Raw genomic sequence first — 22,077 nt, 5'->3', positions numbered from 1 at the left:
GTGAGCTTTGATGTAAGCGTAATTTCAAGCAAAAACATTCTGTTGGCTGTGACTGGCGGTATCGCTGCGTACAAAAGTGCCATTCTGGTTCGCCGTCTAAAAGACTACGGTTTTAATGTCCGTGTGGTGATGACGCATGGTGCACAGGCATTTATTACCCCACTCACTTTTCAGGCACTTTCAGGCAATCCTGTGCATACCGAATTGCTGAATCCTGAAGCAGAAGCGGGCATGGGGCACATTGAACTGGCGCGTTGGGCAGACCTGTTACTGGTTGCACCTGCCAGTTGTGACACGCTGGCCAAGTTTGCACATGGTTTGGCAGATGACTTGTTGAGTACCTTATATTTGGCAACTAAAGCGCCTGTTTGGGTGGCTCCTGCCATGAATCAGCAAATGTGGGCAGCCAAAGCCACGCAGCGCAATTTACAGATTTTGGTTGAAGATGGTGTGCATGTGGTGATGCCAGAAGCAGGTTCGCAAGCCTGTGGTGATGTCGGTTTAGGGCGTATGCCTGAGCCTGAGCATTTGGCAGAACAGGTCAAACTGTATTTCCATCAGACCCAGCGTGCGATTGCTGAAAAATTTGGTTTGCTGGCAGGTAAACGTGTGGTGATTACCGCAGGGCCGACCCGTGAAGCGATTGATCCTGTGCGTTATATTTCTAACCACAGTACAGGGAAAATGGGCTTTGCCTTAGCCAGTGCCTGCTATGCGGCGGGTGCAAAAGTCACATTAATCGCAGGCCCTGTCAGCCTCGATACACCCAACGGTGTGGATCGGGTGAATGTGCATTCAGCTTTAGAAATGCTGGATCAAAGCATGCAACAGCTTGAATATGGCTGTGATATTTTTATTGCGACAGCTGCGGTGGCAGATTACCGTGTGGCGCAAGTGGCCGAGCATAAAATTAAAAAATCGGGCGATGAACTGGATGTTTCACTGGTTAAAAACCCAGATATTGTCGCGACGATTGCTCAGCAGCAGAAACGCCCATTTATGGTCGGTTTTGCCGCAGAAACCCGTAATGTCGAAGAATATGCGGCAGGTAAACTGGTGGCGAAAAAGCTGGATATGATCGCTTGTAATGACGTGTCACGTAGCGACATTGGTTTTGCGTCCGATGAAAATGCCATGACCGTGTTTTTTGCACAAAATCACGCCTTACCAAAACGTGACCTCGCTAAAGCCAGTAAGCAGGAAATTGCCCAACAGTTGGTTGAAGCGATTGCGGATGCGCTGCATCGTTAAGTCTTGATTGAATACGTAAACTAAAAAAACCGCATCTGAAATGGATGCGGTTTTTTATTTTATGGCAGCACAATAATTTAAGCTTGTCGTTTTAATCGCTGATTCATGCGATACAAACGCCCAAGAAGCAGCACACACGCCACACTTAGTCCGACAATCAGACCAATCCAAATTCCTTGCGGCCCCATCTGTTGATAACGAATCCAGTAAATGCTTAGCGGCAGCGCCACCACCCAATACGCCAGTAAAGTAATCCACATCGGTGCTTGTGTGTCCTGCATCCCTCGCAAACAGCCTGCGGCACTGACTTGCCATGCGTCCATCATTTGGTAGGCAATACAGAAAAACAGTAAATACACCGTCACTTGAGTCACGGCAGGGTCACTGGTATATAACGCAGCAATTTGGTTGTGAAATAGCGCAATAAAACTCATGGTCAGACATGCTGTTCCCGTCGCTGTCATTAAACCCAGTTTTTGCACCTTACGCAGACCTTCCCAGTTTTTTTCTCCATAGTACGTCCCCACCCGAATGGTTAGGGCAATCGCCAGTGACATCGGAATCATAAACAGTTGTGAAGTGACCGAGATGGCAATTTGATGTGCGGCAATAATAGTATCGCCCAGAGGGCTGAGAATAATCGCGCCTGTTGAGAAAATACTGACTTCAAAAAACACGGCTAAACCAATCGGAAGACCCAAATTCCAAATTCGTTTGGCAACGGCTTTGTCAAATGCTTCCCAATGACTGAAAATTTTATGTGTTTGATATTTTTTGGCTTTCCAAATATAGACTGCCAAAGTGGCGAGCATCAGCCACTGTAAAATTGCAGTCGCGAAACCACAGCCTGCGCTACCTAAATGTGGAATTGGGCCAATGCCGTACATAAAAATATAGTCGAGAGGAACCAGAACCACCAAAGACAATAAACTAATCACCGTGACAGGGCGCGGATAACCCAACGCTTCCGAATAGCAACGCAGTGCCGTATATAAGGTGATTGCAGGCATACCAAAACCCACTGCATGCAAAAACAGACTGGCTTTAGGCATCAAATCTGTGGGCACTTTAAATAACGGTAATAGCAGTGGCATAAACTGGAGCAGTAGCAACGCTAAAATGCCAAGCAATCCTGCGACCCATAACGATTGACGCACAATATGCGGAATTTGCTTCTCTTGACGCGCGCCCAGTGCTTCAGCCACCAATGGCGTGGTTGCCAGTACAATGCCTGTAAACATCAGCATCACAGGAATCCAGATTCCAACACCGACCGCAATTGCAGCCAAATCACTGGCGGATAAATGCCCCGCCATAATGGTGTCAATTAGCCCTAAACCTGCTTGGGCAAACTGGGTAATCAGAATCGGGATCATAAGACTAAACAGGCGTTTGAGTTCCACGCCTGTTGATGGGGTTTTTAGCACTGAAAATACTCAAATAAATTAGCGTTGTAGAGTAAGTAATACACCGACAAAAATTGCGACGGCTCCGCAAACACGTTGCCAAGAGATTGGGACACGTTCATTACCGAACCATGCAAAGTGATCCAGTAAGATCGACATACTGATTTGACCAAACAGTACCAAACCCGAAAAGGTCAAAAATCCCAGTTTGGGGGCAGTATAAATGCTCATGCTGATCGCATAAACCCCCAAACAGCCACCAAACCACAAATACCACGGCAACAGGCTCAAGGTCTGCCAGTGCGGAAAACTTTTGGTAAAAAATAGAACCAGCAGCAATAACGTTAGTGTACCAACACTAAACGAAATTAGTGCAGCATGTAGCGCCGACTCCAAGTATTCGCGTAAGGCGCTGTTAATCGCCGTTTGAAAGGTCATGGCAATGCCAATGCCAAAGGCAAGTGGGCACAACCATAACAGATGGACTGTAAGTTTCATGGTTGCTCCTTGCTGTTGTTATTTTCAGTTCAGTGTAGCATTGCCGAGCGGCTTTTATGCGTCAGACATGCTAAAATCCGCGATGGTTTTTTCTCATTTTAGGCTGAGTTCTTGAGCTTGTTTAATCCGCAAAATATTCCGTTGTCGCTTTACATTCATATGCCGTGGTGTGTGCGTAAATGTCCATATTGTGACTTCAATTCGCATGCTGTCCCCGATGGCAAATTGTCACTAGATTTGGAACAGGAATATTTACAGGCGCTGGTTGCAGATTTTGATACGCAGATTGAATGGGCGCAGGGGCGTGAAATTCAGAGTGTGTTTATTGGTGGCGGAACGCCGTCCCTGATTTCGGCAGCAGGCTATCAGTGGTTATTTACTGAATTAAAACAGCGTCTAAATTTTGCTGCGGATTGTGAAATTACCTTGGAAGCCAATCCCGGCACACTGGAACATCAGCCATTTGCCGATTATTTACGGGCAGGAATTAACCGTCTGTCGATTGGTGTACAGAGTTTTGACAACGAACATTTGCAGCGTTTAGGGAGGATTCATAGCAGTGACAATGCTCAAAAAGCCATTCAACAGGCACGGCAGGCAGGTTTTGAACGGGTCAATGTCGATCTGATGCATGGCTTGCCACAGCAAACCCTTGAACAAGCTTTACTGGATTTGCGTTTGGCGGTGGAATGTGGCGCAACGCATGTGTCTTGGTATCAGCTCACCATTGAGCCAAATACAGTATTTTTCCGTACTCAGCCGATTTTACCTGAAGAAGATTTGCTGCTTGAGATTCAGCAACAAGGTGAGCAGTATTTAAAAGCACAAGGCTTTATCAATTACGAAGTGTCGGCATGGCGTAAAGAATTACCTTCACGACATAACCTGAATTACTGGCAGTTTGGTGATTATTTGGCGATTGGAGCAGGAGCACACGGTAAAGTCAGCCAGCCTGATGGTATTTATCGTTTCCAGAAAAGCCGTATGCCGAAGGATTATCTCGCCAAAGTGCCTGCGCCTGCCTTGCAGTGGCAACGGATAGATGATGAAGATATGCCTTTTGAATTTATGATGAATGCACTGCGTTTAAATGAAGGCGTACCAAGTGAGTTTTATCAGCAGCGTACAGGCTTGCCATTGTCCAGTATTGCAGCAACAGTTGAAAAGTTACAGCAACAGCAACTTTTGATCGAAGATCCTGAGCGACTGGCGTGTACCGAGAAAGGGCATTTATTTTTAAATAGTGTGTTGGAAGAGTTTTTATAGATTTGGAAATCAATACAGGGGCAAAATGCCCCTTTATCATGTCTGTATTTTAGCGTTTACTGAATGCCAATTTCAGTGCAAACAACACAAAAACAGCACCTGTAATACGGTCGATACTTTGCACGATTTTCGGCTGTTTTAGATATTTGGCAAACGGCTGTGAACCGATAATCAGGAAAGCTGACCAGATCAGTGTCAGTACAATATGAATCAGCACCAGCAACATAATCCAAGCGGTTGCCGCCTGTTGATCAGGGACAAACTGCGGCAAAAATGAAATATAGAAAATCCCGACTTTGGGATTGAGCAAATTACTCAAACAGCCTTTCAATAACCAGTTCTGCTGAGTGGTTGTGTCTTGCTCTAAATTGCCCAAGTGCTGACGTGGATGACGTAGCATTTGCAGACCGAGCCAAGCTAGATAGATTGCGCCTGTCCATTTTAGTAGAGTAAAGGCAAACACCGAACTACTCAGTAATGCTCCGAGTCCACAGGCTACAATCATTCCCCAAACCAGACACCCCAAATTAATTCCAATAGCTGCTTGTAAAGCTTTTTGACGACCTTCGACTGTCGCTGTTCGTAAAATCAGCGTGGTATCTAAGCCGGGTGTAATGGTCAGTAAAGCAATTGCAATCAGATAGGAAATCATGAGAGTTGTCACAAGGCTTTATCCTTTAGATAAAAAGTCGCAGATGCTTTGATTTTAACTTGAAGTGGATAAATCACAATCAGTTTATATGATTTGCAAAATCATCAAACTAAAACAAAAATATTATCAAAAATAGGCTATTAAGCAGGGGAGGCTTGAGGCAGAATAGTTCGAGCGATAAATGATAACAACCTTGTAGGAGCTTTTCATGATTGCTCAATCCGTGATTTTGCCATTACCCTCAGATCATGCGCGTTTTCTTGTGGTTCGTTTAAATCAGCTCAGTCTTGATGATTTAAAAAAACAGCTTGAGAAGTTTTTTTCGGAACGAGACCGTCTAATCACTCAGCATCCCAATGAACAAATCAAAACCGCAGTGGCTTTTGGTCCCGATTTGTGGAGTCAACTGCATAGCAAAACGCCAGCAGGATTTAAGCAACTCGATCCACAAGCAGGGGCATTTGACATGCCTGTACAGCCTGCCGATGTCTTGATTCATATTGCCAGCCAGCGTACCGACATTTGCTTTGCACTCAGTCAGACCTTCTTTAACGGCATTCAGGACAAAGTTGAAGTTCTTGATGAACGCGCATGCTTCCGTTATTTGGATGGGCGAGATCTCACGGGGTTTATTGATGGCACGGAAAATCCGCAATTTAAAGATGATCGTGAAGAAACTGCACTTCTAGGTGCTGAAGCAGGCGAGTTTGCAGGGGGGAGTTTTGTCTTTGCACAGCGTTATGTGCATGATCTGAATAAATGGCGTCGTTTAAAAGTCGATGCTCAAGAGCATGTCATCGGACGTACCAAACTTGAGTCGATTGAACTCGATGATGATGTCAAACCTGAAAATGCCCATATTGCCCGTACGGTAGTTGAAGACGAAGAAGGTGAAGAACTCGAAATCTTGCGTCACAGCCTGCCTTATGGCGATGGGCATGGCGATCAAGGGCTATTCTTTATTGCGTACACCAAAGATTTGACCCGTATTGACCGTATGTTACAACGCATGTTTGGCACCAGTGGTGACGGGATTCATGACCGTTTACTGCACTTCGTGACTGCGGTGGATGGCGCGTATTATTTTGCACCGTCAGAACAGCTACTTGAACAAGTCCTTGATCTTGATGATTAAGCGTATTGCTTTAGTCCAATCAAAAAGAGCGCATCATGCGCTCTTTTTTATGCTAGAAAATGTATTAGTAATCGAAACTAAAGTGCTCCGCAGGTAAGCCAATCAGGGTTTTAGATGGCGTGACTGCTGATTCGGCATGTCCTTGAGTACGCGGCAAAATACGGTCAAAGTAGAAATCTGCGACTTTGATTTTTGCTTTATAAAACTCAATGGTTTCTTTGCCATCGCCTGCTTCAATTTTCTCAGAAGCGATTGCTGCCTGTTGTGCCCAGAAATACGCCATCATCACATAACCTGAGAACATCAAGAAATCGACGGAAGCGGAGGAAACCACGTCACGGTCTTTACGTGCTGCCAAGAAAATCCGTACCGTAATTGCATTCCATTGAGCGCAAAGTTTGGTTAAGTCCCAAACAAAGCGACGCAAGTATCTATTACGCGCATGACGACCACAGAATTTTAAAATTTCCGCAGTGTAATCCCGAATGACTTTACCTTTGGAAGAGAGCAAGACTTTACGACCAATCAAGTCGAGAGCTTGAACGCCTGTCGTACCTTCGTACAAAGTCGCAATACGCGCATCACGCACGATTTGTTCCATACCCCATTCTTTAATATAGCCATGTCCACCAAAGACTTGCATCCCGTGGTTGGCGGCTTCAAAGCCGAGTTCAGTCAAGAACCCTTTGAGAATCGGGGTGTAAAAACCCAGTTTGTCATCATAAGCTTCAAACTCTGCCTGATCGCCACGTTTCAAGGCATCATTCATTTTATCGGCAAGTTGTGCTGCATGATAAATCATGGCACGACCCCCTTCAGCAATGGCTTTTTGAGTCAGCAACATGCGACGGACATCGGCATGGTGAATAATCGCATCGGCTGGTTTATCGGGGTCTTTTTTACCTGACAGCGCACGCATCGACATACGTTGTTTGGCATAAGGCAGTGAACCTTGATAAGACAATTCTGCATGGGCAATGCCTTGTACCGCTGTACCAATACGTGCCGTGTTCATAAAGGTAAACATGGCGTGTAAACCTTTATTCGGCTCACCGATCAAGAAACCTTTGGCTTGGTCAAAATTCAGCACGGCTGTAGCCGAGGATTTAATCCCCATTTTGTGTTCAATCGAGCCACAGTTCACCGCATTGCGTTCACCAATGCCACCATCCTCAGTAGGCAGGAATTTCGGCACGATAAACAGTGAAATGCCTTTGGTACCAATCGGGGCGTTTGGCAGACGTGCCAAGACAATATGAACAATGTTTTCAGTCAGGTCATGTTCACCTGCCGAAATAAAAATTTTGGTGCCTGTAATGTCATAGCTGCCATCAGCATTGGGTTCAGCTTTGGTTTTAACCTGCCCCAAGTCGGTACCACATTGCGGTTCGGTGAGACACATCGTGCCACTCCATGTGCCTGCAACCAGATGGGGCATATAACTATTTTTTTGTTCAGGTGTACCAAACTGCATAATGGTATTCATACAGCCCATACTTAAACCGGGATACATGGTAAATGACCAGTTAGCGGTTCCCATCATTTCCGATTTAATCAGGTTGAGTGACATCGGCAGATCTTGTCCGCCAAATTCTTCTGGATAAGACAGACCTTGCCAGCCACCTTGCACAAACTGATCGTAAGCTTCTTTATAACCTTTAGGCGTGGTGACGACACCATCTTTAAAATGACAGCCTTCATCATCACCACTTTGATACAGTGGCGCGAGGACATTTTCACAATAATCTGCTGCCCCTTCCAAAATCATATCGACCGTGTCTTGGTCAATATTTTCAGCGTTGGAGAGGGTTTTATAGTGCTCAGGATAGTTAAACACCTCGTTCATGAGGAAACGTATGTCACGTAGGGGCGCTTTATAAGTGGTCATAAGGCAAATATCCTAATTTTTATTGCGTTCTGATGGATTTCATTATTCATAACCGTGTACGAATTACATTGATAACGTGACTTGCAAGTGCTGTCAATAAGGTCAATCCGTCGGTTTAAATTACATAAATTGATTATTTGTATATTATTTTTTTTGTTAAGGTTAGCCCACTAAATCGCACTATAGCGATAAATTGAAATAACAAAACGGAAAACATGATAATGAAATTACACTATTTAACCTGTTGTTTGTTGGGGTTAAGCGCAGCAGGTTGTTCACAACATTTTGTTCAGTCTCCTCAAAAATTAGAACAAATACAGCAGCGTACCGTACATGCAGTCAATGCAATCTATGAAAATACGGGTTTTGACTTTCAAGGAAATATCAAATTTGATGTACAGAAGCAGCATCAGCTCAGTAAGAAAAATCCTGAATTAAATCAAGATCTAAAAGATAAACTCAATCGTTACCTCAGTTCACAGAAAATCAGCTTGTCGACTGAGCAACGTCAGCAACTTGAACAGGCTTTATTGCAACAACAGGTTGAAAATGGTGAGCAAAAATGGTCACGTATGCTTACAACAGGTTTCAATTTCTTACAAGATTTTCAGGTGAAATATCAGGGCGGGGTGGATTATCGTGATCAGGTGGGAGCGATCAATCTAACAGCCGCATACCATACTCCAACATTGCAAATGCAAATGACCTACCCGATGTTGGTCGACTTGAAGCAAGCCAAATTTTATAGCAACGGCTTTGCCTTGTTTCCATTTCTTGCCCCGACTGAGCAGCGTGATCAGTTGATGTATCTTGATTTTTCCAAATATAAAAAACAGCTGGGTGAATTAGACATCAAGACACTCATCGCTTATATCAAGCAAAATAATGCCTTACCTTATATTTTGGCGACACCTGAACAGTTAACCCATGTCAGCCTCACCGCAGCAGATCGTCAGCAGGGTATTGTTGAAAAGATTCAGTTAAAAACCTCTCTTGAGGAATATCTGGCTCAAAGTTTTAGCTATAACACAGTAAACCTGCCGTATTTGGCTGAGCACATGAAAAAAGCAGAGCAAGCCAAAACTGAAACGGTCGATTTGAAAAGTATGAGCCCTGAACAGCAAGCAGACTGGGCTTATGATCTGGTCAAAGACCATATTGCATCCGATACGATTGAGGATGAAGAGCAAGAAGCTGCAGACCCAGAAGATACAGTGAAAGCGGATGTAACAGAAGTGAGTGCAGAAGATGAACTGGCTGCATCTGAAGATGAAAATACTGAATCTGCTGAAGATAGCGATGTGTTGTCAGCGGCAAATTCTGAAGATGATGAAGAAAGTTCTGAGCAGGACGAATTATTGAGTCCAAGTGCCCCTGAGCTATCAGAAGCGCAATGCCAAGACCTGCAAAAACAGCTGAAAACGGCCAGTATTGGGCAATATAAAGCGTGTTTAGATGAAAAGGTTGATCTATTCGCAGTGCAATCTCAAGGTGGTAATGCTCAACTTGAAAAGCAGATGGTTGAGAAATCCCAAGGGATTTTTAAAGTCGTCGAGCTATTTAAAGCAGATTCGAGTCCACAATTTAAAACAGCCGATGAATTTAAAACACTTTGGCAAGCCAAACAGCCTCAAGTTCAGCAATTGTTAGCCAAACCTGCCGAGCGTAATCCATTGATTGTTGAAATTGGCATTGACCGTCAGGGACGTGCGATCACGACCAATTATCAGTTGGAACTCACAGAGGATTTAACCGCGAAGAAATTGGTGATCCATTCAGATAACCAGTGGAATAACTACGGTCATCCCAAAAATATTGACCGTGAAGGTATGCGTAAAGCTAAATCTTTTGATGAAGCTGCTCAAGGAACAGTGCTACAAGACAAAGTGCAGAAGTTTAAGCGCCTATTGGGGCAGGCGAATTGGGACGAGCAGATTCAGGAACTGGCGAATCAGTCCTATGCCCAAAACCATTCTTATCTAAAAACTTATCAGTTGGTTTATGGTTTATTACTGTCATTGAATTATCCACAAATTATGCAGCATTACTCGGCACAGGACATTCAAGAGATTGCCTTGGTCATGGCATATTATGATGGGCGTGATGATCAGAGTTTTGTGCCGAAAGGGCAGCAATTGGTAAAAATCAAACAATTGATTGAGAAGCATCAATTGAGTTCATCGATGTTTTATCAAGTAGATGCGGCATCCGTGGTGAAAAAAGCCCAAGCACATGTCAGCACCCAAACCCAATGGGCTGCGATTCAGAAATCCTCGACCAACCCAGCGACACGTTTTGCACGTTTGTATGAAGTCACGTATTTGGCTGAGCATCATAATGATCAGGCAAATTCTGATTTAACCCATTTGTCCAATCGTTTGGGGCAGTTCTATGTTGAATCTCGCAAAAAATCGCCAAATTTGAAAGTGATTGAACAGGCTAGCTCACCTGAACATGAATATCTTGATGCAGATACCTTTAAATCGACATATTTACAGATGCTAAAAAGCACTCAAGCGAAATAGTGTAGTTTTTCAAATCTAAAAATGAACAGGCAACTTTCGGGTTGCCTGTTTTTATTAGACTGCTTTCATCAGGTGATTATTTTATAGAAAATCACGGAGTTCAGGTTTTACGCCATTCCAAATTTCAAAGGCCTCCACAGCTTGACCAACCAACATGCCAAAACCATCGCTATAGGGTACTTGGCGCTGTGCAGCCTGATCAAGAAAACTCGATGGTTTACCATAAGCCATTTCATAGGCATGGCTGAATTGAAGCTGTTCAGGAAGTTGCAAGGCATCGCCTGATAAGCTTGCCGATGTGGCATTGATGACTAAATCAAATTCACCACTTAAGTTATCCAGACCTGTTGCAGAAAGTTCGGTGTCAGGCACAGCTTGTTTTAAATCGGCAACCAATTGTTCCGCACGAGCGAGGGTACGGTTGGCAATCACGATGTGTTTTGCGCCTGCCTGAGCCAATGGATAAATCACGCCACGCGTTGCTCCACCTGCACCTAAGATCAGAATTTTACTTTTTTCGAGTGACCATCCGAGTGCCAAAATCGCATTTACAAGACCTTGACCATCGGTGTTATCGCCAAACAGTTGTCCATCTTGCATCCATAACGTATTGACAGATTTGGCAATTTTGGCACGTTCAGTCAATTGGTTGCAGCGAGCAAAAGCTTGTTCTTTAAAGGGAACAGTGACGTTGAGTCCAATACCACCTGCTTGGAAAAATTCTTCAATATTGGCTTCAAAACCATCGAGAGGGGCAAGACGTTTGCTATAGGTTAAATCGATACCGAGTTTTTGTGCGAATGCATGATGTAATTCAGGAGAGCGAGAGTGTTCTATTGGATTGCCAACCACAGCAAATTGTTTGCTCATGTCGTGTGTCTATGCGGTGAAAAAATTGCCCTCAATATACGTGAAATTTCTGTCTGAAAAAACCAGTACACTGCGCTTAAGGATTACAGATATCCTCAATTTTTTCCCATAACAACGCGAGCACTAAGCCGAATAAAACCAAGCTCAGCAAAATACTAAATACAATTGAAATACTGTCGGAGATATTGTTGTTAAAGGCTAAAGTAGTGCTGACTGAGCAAATCAGTAGCGCACAAGTCAGCGCGAAAAAACTGCCTTTATGATTGTGGAGTAAATTAAACATGAGTGATCTCATTCCTCGATGAGCGTGTATTACAACAGCAAAATTTTAAACCGATATGACAGAAAAGTCTGATATGTTTTGTAAGACTAATTATCATTTATGCCAGTCGCGATTGTTGACGACTAGCATATTGATAACGCATTATTTTTTCTTTTGATCTTCACTTGAGATATATTCACGCAGACCTAAAGATTCAAAAAAAGCTGTCAATATTTGGGTTAAAGCTCATTCAGCCAGTCATGCGGTTTTAAGTAATACTCTGTTAAACGCCGTTCAGGAGAGTCTTGCTCCCATTCTGGGCGATATGACCACGCCACCAAATTGGGTAGGCTAACCAAAATTGATTCAATCCGTCCGCCTGTTTGTAAACCGAATAGCGTACCGCGATCATAAACCAGATTAAATTCGACATAACGCCCACGACGGTAGAGTTGGAATTCACGCTGAGCTTCGCTATAGGGCTGCTCACGATGCTTTTCAAACATCGGTAAAATCGCATTTAGGTAGCCATTGCCCACCGCCTGCATATATGCAAAGCAGGTTTCAAAGTCCCAGCAATTCAGATCATCAAAAAATAAACCACCGACACCGCGCTGTTCATCACGATGTTTTAAATAGAAATAGTCATCGCACCATTGTTTGTGCTTGGCATAGACATCTTCACCAAAAGGCTGACACAGGTCATGTGCAGCCTGATGCCATGCTTTAATGTCAGCATCATCTGGGTAAAATGGCGTCAGGTCATAGCCGCCACCAAACCACCACACAGGATCACGACCTTCAGGTTCTGCCACAAACAGGCGAACATTGGCATGTGAAGTGGGAATGTGTGGATTTTTGGGATGAATCACCAGTGAAACACCCAGTGCTTGCGCTTTTGCCCCTGCAATTTCGGGATGGCGTGCTGTGGCAGATTCGGGCAATTTGCTGATATTGATGTGGGAGAACATCACCCCACCTTTTTCAATCACTGTGCCGTTTTGCAAGACACGAGAGCGCCCACCACCACCTTCGGGGCGTTGCCAGTCATCAATCACAAACTCGGCAGTTCCACCACCTGCACGTTCCTGTTGCTCAAGACGTTCACAGATTCTGGCTTGCAAGTCGAGGAGGAATTCTCGGACGCGTTGGATGTCGGCAGAGGTTGGGTGTTGCATGGATTGACTCAGATCAAAAAGCAAAGATGGGCTACATCAAAACATAGAAATCTTGAAAAATTAAGAGTTTTTAATTTTATTGATAAAAATCAAAGCTTTTTACTCGGGATAATTTGGGCGTTTTCTTGAGGAAATTACATAACTATGGGGCGTTTATGGCTTGAAATATTCTGCATCGCCCATCAAAATGAAGCTGTATTTGAGATCAATCTTTACAGGTTTTGCCTGTTGTGGTCAGCAACATCATCCAGAGTTGAGTCACTATGCGTATAACCTCGCTAATTCAAAAATATAATGTTCCAGGACCACGCTATACCAGTTATCCAACGGTACCGTATTGGGAAAGTCAGCATTTTTCAGTTGAGCTTTGGCAGCAGACTTTAAAACGTGCTTTTGATGAATCAAATCACAGTGAAGGGATTAGCTTATATATTCATCTACCGTTTTGTGAAAGTTTATGTACGTTTTGCGGTTGCCATAAACGCGTGACCAAACGCCATGAGATGGAGCAGCCTTATATTCAGGCGGTTCTGAAAGAATGGGCATTGTATTGTCAGCTTTTGCAAGACCGCCCGATGATTAAAGAAATTCATTTGGGTGGCGGGACGCCAACTTTTTTCTCGGCAGAACATTTGGTAGAGTTGATTCAGGGCATTTTAGCCAAAGCCGAGATTGCACCACAGCACGAATTTAGTTTTGAAGGACATCCGAACAACACCACGCGTGAGCAGTTACAAGCGTTGTATGATGTGGGCTTTCGCCGTGTCAGCTATGGGGTGCAGGATTATAATTTAAATGTGCAGAAAGCCATTCACCGTATTCAACCCTTTGAGCATGTTGAACAGGTGACACGTTGGGCGCGTGAAATTGGCTATGAATCAATTTCGCATGATTTGGTGTTTGGTCTGCCATTTCAAAGTCTGGAAGATGTGCTGAACACGATTGAAAAAACCAACAGCCTCAGTCCTGACCGCTTGGCATTTTATAGTTATGCGCATGTACCTTGGATTAAGGGCAATGGTCAGCGTGGTTTTAAAGATCAGGATGTACCGAAAGATGATGTGAAGCGCACCCTGTATGAAGAAGGTAAAAAGCGTTTGTTGGCACATGGTTATCATGAAATTGGCATGGATCATTTTGCGCTCGAGCATGACAGTATGTATCAGTCCTTTCAGCAGGGTAGTTTGCACCGTAACTTTATGGGTTATACCTCATCTAAAACCAAAGTGATGATTGGTTTGGGACTCTCTTCCATTAGTGACAGTTGGTACAGTTTTGCTCAAAATGAAAAAACGCTCGAAGATTACTACGCACGCTTAGAGCAAAATGAAATTCCTGTGTTTAAAGGGCATATCCTGTCACAGGAAGATTTAATCATTCGTCAGCATATTTTGAACTTAATGTGTACCTTTAAAACTTCATGGGCAGAGCCAAGCATGGCATTTCCTGAGTTGCCTGAAGTACTGAGTCAGTTAGAGGAAATGCAGCAAGATGGGTTACTCATGCTTCAGCCACAAGGCATTCAAATTACTGAACAGGGCAAGCCATTTATTCGCAATATCTGTATGGCCTTTGATTTGCATCTAAAACGGAAAATGCCTCAAACCCGAATTTTCTCAATGACCATTTAACATTTAATTTGCTAAAAAACGAAAAAGGGCATTTTAAAATGCCCTTTTATTTGCCTGAACTGGCTGATTGAGAAGACGATGATTTAAAAATCATCTTCTTTATACATGTGCGACATACGGTCATGTTTGGTTTTGAGGTATTGTTGATTAAATGGATTTAATCCGACGGTCAAAGGAACACGATCCACCACATCAATGCCTAAATCACGCAGGGCAATCAGCTTAAGTGGATTGTTGGTGATCAGTTTAACTTGATGAACTTGTAAATGATCGAGCATGATTTTACACATGTCATAGCGACGTGCATCGGCAGGCAAGTTGAGCATTAAATTGGCATCGACCGTATCATGTCCTTGATCTTGTAAGGCATATGCACGGATTTTATTGGTTAAACCAATGCCGCGACCTTCTTGGCGTAAGTATAAAATCACGCCTTGACCTGCATCATTAATCATTTTTTGAGTGGCTTTAAGCTGCGGGCCACAATCACATTTTAAGGATGAAAATGCATCACCAGTGAGGCACTCAGAGTGAATGCGTACTAAAACGGGTGCAGCTGCTGGCATGTCCAAACCTTTCCATAAGGCCACATGTTCTTCACCTGTTTCAGGATCTTGAAAAACACTAAGATGAAAATCGCCAAAGGCGGTCGGAAGTTTGGAGGTAGCAACAAAAGCAATCGGCACAGTTCAGCTCTTTCGTTATGAATAGTCGACCAAAGTATAGCGCAATGCTCAACTATTGATAGCTTGCGCATACAAAAATTACGCCAATCAATTTATTTTTTTGTAGAAAGCAAATAATAATAGTTGAATATCGCTATCATTTTTCAGGATAATCACAGCCTTGTCTAGGACAAAAGCAATGTGCAAGACTACATCAAAAGATATGTGGCTCATTGAAAACAACGTTCGATAAGGTAGAATTATCGATTTAACGCAATATACCTAGCTTAGGATTTGCCAGGCTCTAGAAGGCTTTGCCACATATGTTGTATACAGAAATACCAACTCAGCGTCCTGTTACGCCATTGTTGGATGCGATTGACCATCCACAGCAATTACGTCAGCTAGATCAAAGCCAGCTCGAACAAGTGGCGGATGAGTTACGTCAATATATCTTGTATGCCGCAGGACAAAGTGGTGGACATTTTGGTGCAAATCTTGGGGTGATTGAACTCACCGTTGCACTACATTATTGCTTTAATACACCTCGTGACCGCCTGATTTGGGATGTAGGTCATCAGGCTTATCCGCATAAAGCCTTAACAGGTCGTCGTGAACAGTTGACCACTATTCGCTCTAAAGATGGTTTAGCAGCATTCCCGACACGTGAAGAATCAGAGTTTGATACCTTTGGTGTGGGACATTCATCGACTGCGATTTCTGCGGGCTTAGGCATGTCTTTGGCACGTCGCTATCAAAATGATCCGTGTGATGTCGTAGCGATTGTTGGTGATGGTGCAATGACTGCAGGAATGGCTTTTGAAGCCATGAATGATGCGGTGGCACATCAGGCCGATTTAATCGTCATTTTAAATGACAATGACATGTCGATTTCTTGTAGTACAGGTGGTTTTGCTAAACATTTGGCAGCGATTTGGGAGCAAGGGCAGTCTGTCAATATTAATGCAGATGGCGATGCCGTGATTGAACCGCATCCTGAGTGGGCATATACCTCACGCTTGCACCAGTCAGCGACTCAAGAAGCAGACAACCTATTTAAAGCCATTGGGTTTGAATACTTCGGTCCATTCGATGGACATGATGTTAAACAGCTCGTTCATGTGCTGAATGCGATCAAACAGCGCAAAGGGCCGCGTCTGATTCATGTCTATACCAAAAAGGGCAAAGGTTTTAAACCTGCGGAAGCCGATCCGATTGGCTATCATGCAATTGCAAAACAAGCCGTGATGGTTGCACCTGCACCAGTCAAGAAAAAATCAGCACTGAAATATTCCGATGTTTTTGGTCAATGGCTCTGTGACCAAGCGGCACAAGATTCGCGTTTGCTTGCGATTACCCCAGCGATGTGCGAAGGCTCAGGCATGGTGAAATTTGCCAAACAGTATCCTGAGCGTTTCTTTGATGTTGCCATTGCTGAACAACATGCGGTGACCCTTGCCGCAGGTATGGCCTGTGAAGGTTTGAAACCTGTGGTTGCGATTTACTCGACATTCTTGCAACGGGGTTATGACCAGTTGATTCATGACGTCGCTTTGCAAAATCTAGATGTGACTTTTGGCATCGACCGTGCAGGTTTGGTGGGTGAAGATGGCCCAACCCATGCGGGCGCATACGATTATGCCTATATGCGAACCATTCCGAATTTGGTGATTATGGCGCCAAAAGACGAAAATGAATGCCGTCAAATGTTGCACACAGCTTATGCTTATAACGGGCCTGCTGCGGTACGTTATCCACGTGGCGCGGGTGTGGGCGTTGAAATCGAACAACAATTTACAGCTTTACCGATGGGTCAGGCGGAAATTGTGGCGGAACTCAATAGTCAGTTTGAAGATAAAATCAGTATTTTGGCATTTGGCAGCCGTGTCATGCCTGCGTTGCAGGTCGCTGAAAGTCTAGCCAAACAGCTTGAAGTTGCTGTGACTGTGGTCAACATGCGCTTTGTTAAACCGCTTGATGAAAATATCATTCAGCAGTTAGCAGCAACGACCAGCTTGTTCGTGACTGTGGAAGAACATGCGGTGATGGCGGGTGCGGGGAGTGCAGTCAATGAATATTTGGCGCAAGCACAGATCGTGAAACCTGTACTCAATTTAGGTTTGCCAGACAGCTTCTTGCATCAGGCAGATCACGCACAAATGTTGCATGATTGTGGGCTCGATACAGAAGGTATTGAGCAGTCGATTGTACAAGCATGGAAAAAAGCTTTGCAAATCGCATAGTTTTGTCTGGTTACACATTTCGAAATATTTTTTAGCAAAAAGCGCAGAGATTTGTTAAAATGCTCGCGCTTTTATGCATTATTCTTTGTCAAAATCTTTAATTTGTATTTGTAGTGGGTGTTCAATGGAACCTATGGTGGTGATGGCTGCGCGTGCGGCTCAAACAGTTGGTCAAGAGCTTTTAAAAGCGCATCAAAATCGTCATAAACTCGATTTACAAGTTGAAGAAAAAGGCATCGACGGCCCTGTAACACGTGTTGACCGTTACCTCGAACAACTCACGATTGATACCCTGCGTAAAAGCTATAAAAATCACAGCTTCCTTGGTGAAGAGTTTGGCATGCAAGAAGGCAAAGGCCACGATGCTGACTGGTGTTGGGTGATTGATCCCCTCGATGGCACACTCAACTTCGTTAATGGCGTTCCGCATTTCTGTATTTCGATTGCAGTACAGCACAAAGGTGTAACTCAACACGGTGTAATTTACGATCCAGTGCGTGATGAATTATTCTCTGCAAGCCGTGGTCGTGGTGCAATGATGAACCAACGCCGTATTCGTGTGAATGTTCGCGATAGCCTTGAAAATACTTTTATTTCAGTTGGTCATGCTTACCGTGCAAAACGTAACGGTCAAGTTATTTCTTATGCAAAACAACACTTTGATGCTTTGCTTGCAGTGACTGAAGCAGGCGCTCAATTCCGCCGTACAGGTTCGGCTGCACTTGACTTGGCTTATGTTGCCGCAGGTCGTTTTGATGGTTTCTTTGAACTTGGTTTAAAACCATGGGATATCGCTGCGGGCGAACTGATTGTGAAAGAAGCGGGTGGTACAGTGGTTGATGCTCGTGGTGGCACAGAATCTATGGACAATGGTCAAGTGTTGGCATGTTCAATGAAAATGTTGAAACCATTGATGCAAGCGGTTGTTCCTGCTTGGGCAGATGCTGCGAAATAATTGCGGTCAAGTAGATTAAAAAAAGCCAATGATTCAAATCATTGGCTTTTTTATTGGAGCAAGATAAGCCTCAGATTTGCTATTTCTCATTTATTTTAATCATTCTGGACGTTTCCATAGCCAGATCAAAGCACAGAACATGCATAAAATCATGGGGTAAACAAACCATGGATGCGGTATTTTCCAGATCATCAGAAGGGCTGCAAGGCTCATACTCATGGTCGATAAATATTTTGCCCTGCGCGGAATACTTCGATGTTGATGCCATTGTTGCAGAATTGGACCAATCAAACGGTTGTGATATAACCAGTGATAAAGGCGCTGTGAGCCTCTTGCTGCAAAAAAAGCAGCCAGCATAAAGAAATCAAAAGTTGGCAATCCAGGAATAAAAATACCCAGAATACCGAGTGCGATACAGAGCCATGCGATCAGAATACACAGCCATTGAACCCAGATACGCTGTGCTAAACGAGCCGATGTAGATGCTATGTGTGGGGAAGCGAAAACAGATTGATTTTCTGGAATCGTTTTAGGATTTTCCATTTGAATATTCCTTTTACACAGATTGAAATCTACAAAAATGGCTTGATGCCCAGTCTGCTTTTGTCAGATCGATGGGCATCAATTCTTTGCATGTGTAATTATTTCAACTGATCCAGTTGTTCAAGTGCATCGCCAAAATAGGCAAAAGCATCTAATGCACCCTGAATAACCTGATCTTGCTGTTCTTTGCTGTATTGAGCATCATCAAGCGCTTGTACAAAACGTTTCCAGACTTTGGCGCGACCTTCAGGATAGGCTGCCAAATTACGTGCAGCAAATTCAGTAGAAAAACCCAGACGATTTTGAGCTTCTTTAAACAGAAATGCCGCTCCTAATGTTGAGCCTTCGGAAACATAAATCCAGCCTAATGCCGCAGGAAGCGTTACATTTTTGCTCTGTAACTCAGAGCCTTGTGGTTCAACGCTTAAGTCCTGCAAGTCCAGTAGCGCCTGTTGTGAACGACCACGAATTTCCAAGTCCGGAATCAGGTCTGCAACATCATCTTTGTCAAAAAGACTCTCGATTTCCTGTTGAAAGTAATATTGCGATAGCGTGAATTGTGCATATTTTTCTGGAGTGGCAAAAACATCGGCTTGCCCCATTAACTGATGCATACGTTCGTGTTCAGATGCCGTTTCTGTCTTGAGGCGTTGAGATAGTGTGGTGACATTTTGATTTAAGATTGAGCTATTCAAGTTGATCTCCTTAAATAAATAGAACGATCTTGTTTGTGGCAAATTTCCTGTCAATCAAGAAAACAGCTATATAACAAGGGGGGGAATGATCTCTCGAAAGAGATCAATGCAATTTAGAATTTGAATTCAGCACTCAAGACCACATTGCGCCCCGTTGCTGTTGCACGGTCAATCAATGTTGTCTGGCTGGTTGTGAAGGCTGAAACAGTGGAGTAATCCCAATATTTCTTGTCGAAGACATTGTTCAGTGCCAGATTCAATTTCAGATACTGGTTCACATTCCAGTAACCACCTAAATCCAGTACGGTATAAGCAGGTGCTTTGTAATAAGTTGATGATGAAGAATATGTTTGTGATGATGTATCGTTGCTGCTGGCTTGTTTGCTTTCAACAGTTGTTGTGGTGACATTTAAGCCAAAGAGTTTATTGGGATTGTCATATGCCAACGTTAAGCTGGCTTTACCTGGCTGGATAGAGTTGATAGAACCTTTTGAACCATCCTGATCTTTGGCATTTCCTTTAGATTTACCAGCCGCCAATGCAATGCTGTAGCCTTGCGCTTGATCCACATATGCACCTAAATCTAGGCGAGTCGAAAGTTCTCCGCCCCAAATGTTGGCTTGAGCAAGGTTCTCCATTTCATAGTAGAGACTATAATTAGAAGAGGGTGGGGTTGTAGAAACGTAGTCAATGAAGTTTTTATAGTGGGTATAGAACACACTGGCATTCAGGGTTAACCCTTGGGCAGGTTTGGATTTTAGACCCCATTCTACACCGTGACTGGTTTCAGTTTTTAAGTTTGGATTACCTGCAATTGCATAGGTATATCCATAACTAGAGGCACCATATACCCCAGTACGTTCCATCGCAGTCGGCAGACGATGACCGTTATTATACTGAACATAGGTCAGATAATTTGGTGCAAGCTGATATGACATCGCGATTTGTGGCGAAATGGCATGGTCATGCGTTGTTTCTAGCTGAGAGCTTTTTAAACTTGCATAAGCAGAATCGGTCAGATAATTGTCGGTATCTTTTGGGTTGGCCTGTTGATATTCTGCACGGACGCCTGGAGTAATCGTTAACAAATGCCCGTTAACATCGAACTTGATGGCATCCGAGATATAAGCTGTTGCTTTTTGCGTGTTGGTTTTTGGCATGTAATTTGCCAAAGATGTTGTTGTGCCATAATTACTGGTCCATGGCATTTTTTGGTCAAGTTCACTGTAAGTCACACCATAGGTAATTGCATGACGTCCAATATTCTTATCTGCCTGAAGTTTGATGCCATAATCGGAGTTATAGAAGCCAAACCAAACATTGCGTAGCCCACGAGTCGAATATTGACCATAAGTATGCGTGAGACTTTCACTGTTTTGATAATAGATTGAGGTTTTCAAGACATCAAACAGGCTGTTATTGGCATGCCAGATATCATCCAGACTGAATCGGGTGCGTTTAGCCGTTGCTTTTTGATACAGACCAGAGGTATAGCTGGATGTACCACCCGACTTTAAAGTGTCATAGTCAATAAACTGGGTATCTTCTTTCTGATAATAATCAAAAGTAAATGTAAGTTGATTATTTTCAGAGGTATTCCAGAGTAACTTGCTAAGTACTGCATCAGAACGCCAGTCGTCAGAATTGGCAGCAAGATTTCCTTTGGTTTTGGTCTGTTCACCATCACGATGCGAGTAGACCACCAAACCTTTGACCACATCATTTCCAGCAGCAGCAGTCACTGCATATTGATAGGCCGAGTCTGCTGAACTATAGCCACGTTTTAGCCCGACATAATAGTTCTTGCCATCTTTTAAATAATCTTCAGGGCTTTTGGTTCTAAAGGAAACACGACCACCTAGACCATTGCTGTCAACATCGGTTGCACCTTCACTGATATGAACAGTGCGAAACATTTCTGGGTCAATATAATCACGACCAAAACCAAAACTTTGTGCTTTTGAGCTATCGGGGCTTGGAGTTGCTTCGGCAATATCGACACCATCGACATCCAGACCGACACGGTTACCATCAACACCACGGATGTTGTAACTGGTTGTGCCAGAACTGTGCCAAATACTTGACCCGCTACTTCCCGCCAAGACACCCGGTGCACTGACCAAAGGCTGATCTTTTACGATACTTGCCATGTCTGTTGCACCTGACTTTTCCAGTTGATCCTGAGAGATAATGGTCTGAGAACCATGATCTTTTTGCTGATTTTGTCCAGATGCAAAAATACGTGGCAGTTGAACGATATCGCTGCTGTTCTCTTGCGGGCTATCATTAGACCTCTTGCGAAAGTAAAAAATTGTTTATACTAGTCCCATGAAATATGAAAATTTAACTAGATTTAATGATGGGGAATTTAAACGACTTGTTGGAATTCCTCGTCCATTATTCTTAAAAATGGT

At 43.7% G+C, this 22,077-nt stretch carries 18 protein-coding genes and 1 pseudogene; 8 read left to right on the top strand and 11 right to left on the bottom strand.

The genetic code is table 11. From position 1 onward, the window contains the following. On the top strand, nucleotides 1–1,251 hold the full coding sequence (coaBC, locus tag GBN19_RS09495; protein WP_151710405.1) for a bifunctional phosphopantothenoylcysteine decarboxylase/phosphopantothenate--cysteine ligase CoaBC: 1,251 nt from the start codon (nucleotides 1–3) through the stop codon (nucleotides 1,249–1,251). A 77-nt stretch (nucleotides 1,252–1,328) separates the two neighbouring features. Here coaBC and GBN19_RS09490 read toward each other — a convergent pair whose 3' ends face one another. Both GBN19_RS09490 and GBN19_RS09485 read right to left on the bottom strand, forming a co-directional pair. Then, nucleotides 1,329–2,627, bottom strand: coding sequence for an MATE family efflux transporter (locus tag GBN19_RS09490; RefSeq protein ID WP_151777977.1), 1,299 nt, complete (start codon nucleotides 2,625–2,627; stop codon nucleotides 1,329–1,331). Between the two features lie 69 nt (nucleotides 2,628–2,696). Beyond that, the gene (locus tag GBN19_RS09485; protein WP_151777966.1) at nucleotides 2,697–3,155 is read right to left on the bottom strand and encodes a DMT family transporter; all 459 of its coding nucleotides are present in this window, start codon (nucleotides 3,153–3,155) and stop codon (nucleotides 2,697–2,699) included. 111 nt (nucleotides 3,156–3,266) lie between these two features. On the opposite strand from GBN19_RS09485, the gene hemW reads away from it, so the two are divergent. Further along, nucleotides 3,267–4,421 (top strand): radical SAM family heme chaperone HemW, encoded by a 1,155-nt coding sequence (gene hemW / locus GBN19_RS09480; RefSeq protein ID WP_151777965.1) that lies wholly within the window; start codon nucleotides 3,267–3,269, stop codon nucleotides 4,419–4,421. A 49-nt stretch (nucleotides 4,422–4,470) separates the two neighbouring features. On the opposite strand, the gene GBN19_RS09475 is transcribed toward hemW, so the two are convergent. Then, nucleotides 4,471–5,085, bottom strand: a complete 615-nt coding sequence (locus tag GBN19_RS09475; protein ID WP_151777964.1) for a LysE family translocator — start codon at nucleotides 5,083–5,085, stop codon at nucleotides 4,471–4,473. A 196-nt stretch (nucleotides 5,086–5,281) separates the two neighbouring features. On the opposite strand from GBN19_RS09475, the gene GBN19_RS09470 reads away from it, so the two are divergent. Beyond that, complete coding sequence (locus tag GBN19_RS09470; protein ID WP_151710401.1) at nucleotides 5,282–6,208, top strand: Dyp-type peroxidase; 927 nt, start codon at nucleotides 5,282–5,284, stop codon at nucleotides 6,206–6,208. A gap of 64 nt (nucleotides 6,209–6,272) precedes the next feature. On the opposite strand, the gene GBN19_RS09465 is transcribed toward GBN19_RS09470, so the two are convergent. Beyond that, complete coding sequence (locus tag GBN19_RS09465) at nucleotides 6,273–8,096, bottom strand: acyl-CoA dehydrogenase C-terminal domain-containing protein (protein ID WP_151777963.1); 1,824 nt, start codon at nucleotides 8,094–8,096, stop codon at nucleotides 6,273–6,275. 221 nt (nucleotides 8,097–8,317) lie between these two features. Between GBN19_RS09465 and GBN19_RS09460 the strand changes: the two genes are divergently transcribed. Then, nucleotides 8,318–10,621, top strand: coding sequence for a hypothetical protein (locus tag GBN19_RS09460; RefSeq protein WP_228271246.1), 2,304 nt, complete (start codon nucleotides 8,318–8,320; stop codon nucleotides 10,619–10,621). Nucleotides 10,622–10,702: 81 nt separating this feature from the next. Here GBN19_RS09460 and aroE read toward each other — a convergent pair whose 3' ends face one another. The 3 genes from aroE to hemF form a co-directional block, all read right to left on the bottom strand. Further along, the gene (gene aroE, locus GBN19_RS09455) at nucleotides 10,703–11,491 is read right to left on the bottom strand and encodes a shikimate dehydrogenase (protein ID WP_151777962.1); all 789 of its coding nucleotides are present in this window, start codon (nucleotides 11,489–11,491) and stop codon (nucleotides 10,703–10,705) included. A gap of 76 nt (nucleotides 11,492–11,567) precedes the next feature. Further along, the gene (locus tag GBN19_RS09450; protein ID WP_151710397.1) at nucleotides 11,568–11,774 is read right to left on the bottom strand and encodes a hypothetical protein; all 207 of its coding nucleotides are present in this window, start codon (nucleotides 11,772–11,774) and stop codon (nucleotides 11,568–11,570) included. Nucleotides 11,775–11,992: 218 nt separating this feature from the next. Beyond that, nucleotides 11,993–12,931 (bottom strand): oxygen-dependent coproporphyrinogen oxidase, encoded by a 939-nt coding sequence (gene hemF / locus GBN19_RS09445; protein ID WP_151710396.1) that lies wholly within the window; start codon nucleotides 12,929–12,931, stop codon nucleotides 11,993–11,995. Between the two features lie 263 nt (nucleotides 12,932–13,194). Between hemF and hemN the strand changes: the two genes are divergently transcribed. Beyond that, nucleotides 13,195–14,562, top strand: coding sequence for an oxygen-independent coproporphyrinogen III oxidase (hemN, locus tag GBN19_RS09440; RefSeq protein ID WP_151777961.1), 1,368 nt, complete (start codon nucleotides 13,195–13,197; stop codon nucleotides 14,560–14,562). Nucleotides 14,563–14,645: 83 nt separating this feature from the next. On the opposite strand, the gene ribA is transcribed toward hemN, so the two are convergent. Continuing rightward, complete coding sequence (gene ribA / locus GBN19_RS09435) at nucleotides 14,646–15,248, bottom strand: GTP cyclohydrolase II (protein WP_151710394.1); 603 nt, start codon at nucleotides 15,246–15,248, stop codon at nucleotides 14,646–14,648. A 302-nt stretch (nucleotides 15,249–15,550) separates the two neighbouring features. Here ribA and dxs point away from each other — a divergent pair, with 302 nt between their 5' ends. Beyond that, the gene (gene dxs / locus GBN19_RS09430) at nucleotides 15,551–17,470 is read left to right on the top strand and encodes a 1-deoxy-D-xylulose-5-phosphate synthase (RefSeq protein ID WP_151777960.1); all 1,920 of its coding nucleotides are present in this window, start codon (nucleotides 15,551–15,553) and stop codon (nucleotides 17,468–17,470) included. Nucleotides 17,471–17,594: 124 nt separating this feature from the next. After that, a complete protein-coding gene (locus GBN19_RS09425; protein ID WP_151710392.1) occupies nucleotides 17,595–18,425 on the top strand; it encodes an inositol monophosphatase family protein in 831 nt (276 codons plus the stop codon). A 99-nt stretch (nucleotides 18,426–18,524) separates the two neighbouring features. Here the strand turns inward: GBN19_RS09425 and GBN19_RS09420 are convergent, their stop codons facing one another. The 3 genes from GBN19_RS09420 to GBN19_RS09410 all read right to left on the bottom strand — a co-directional run bounded on the left by GBN19_RS09420 (nucleotide 18,525) and on the right by GBN19_RS09410 (nucleotide 21,903). Then, nucleotides 18,525–18,968, bottom strand: coding sequence for a YbaN family protein (locus GBN19_RS09420; protein ID WP_151777959.1), 444 nt, complete (start codon nucleotides 18,966–18,968; stop codon nucleotides 18,525–18,527). Nucleotides 18,969–19,066: 98 nt separating this feature from the next. Beyond that, nucleotides 19,067–19,663 (bottom strand): biliverdin-producing heme oxygenase, encoded by a 597-nt coding sequence (locus tag GBN19_RS09415; RefSeq protein ID WP_151777958.1) that lies wholly within the window; start codon nucleotides 19,661–19,663, stop codon nucleotides 19,067–19,069. A 113-nt stretch (nucleotides 19,664–19,776) separates the two neighbouring features. After that, nucleotides 19,777–21,903 carry a TonB-dependent hemoglobin/transferrin/lactoferrin family receptor gene (locus tag GBN19_RS09410; RefSeq protein WP_228271247.1) on the bottom strand — a complete coding sequence of 709 codons (2,127 nt, stop codon included), beginning with the start codon at nucleotides 21,901–21,903 and terminating at the stop codon, nucleotides 19,777–19,779. Between the two features lie 88 nt (nucleotides 21,904–21,991). Between GBN19_RS09410 and GBN19_RS15940 the strand changes: the two are divergent. Beyond that, nucleotides 21,992–22,077: pseudogene (locus tag GBN19_RS15940) on the top strand (IS5/IS1182 family transposase); the annotation flags it as partial.

The organism is Acinetobacter brisouii (genome assembly GCF_008993995.1).
Classification (GTDB): domain Bacteria; phylum Pseudomonadota; class Gammaproteobacteria; order Pseudomonadales; family Moraxellaceae; genus Acinetobacter; species Acinetobacter brisouii_A.
This window is presented reverse-complemented; position numbering and strand designations above follow the sequence as displayed.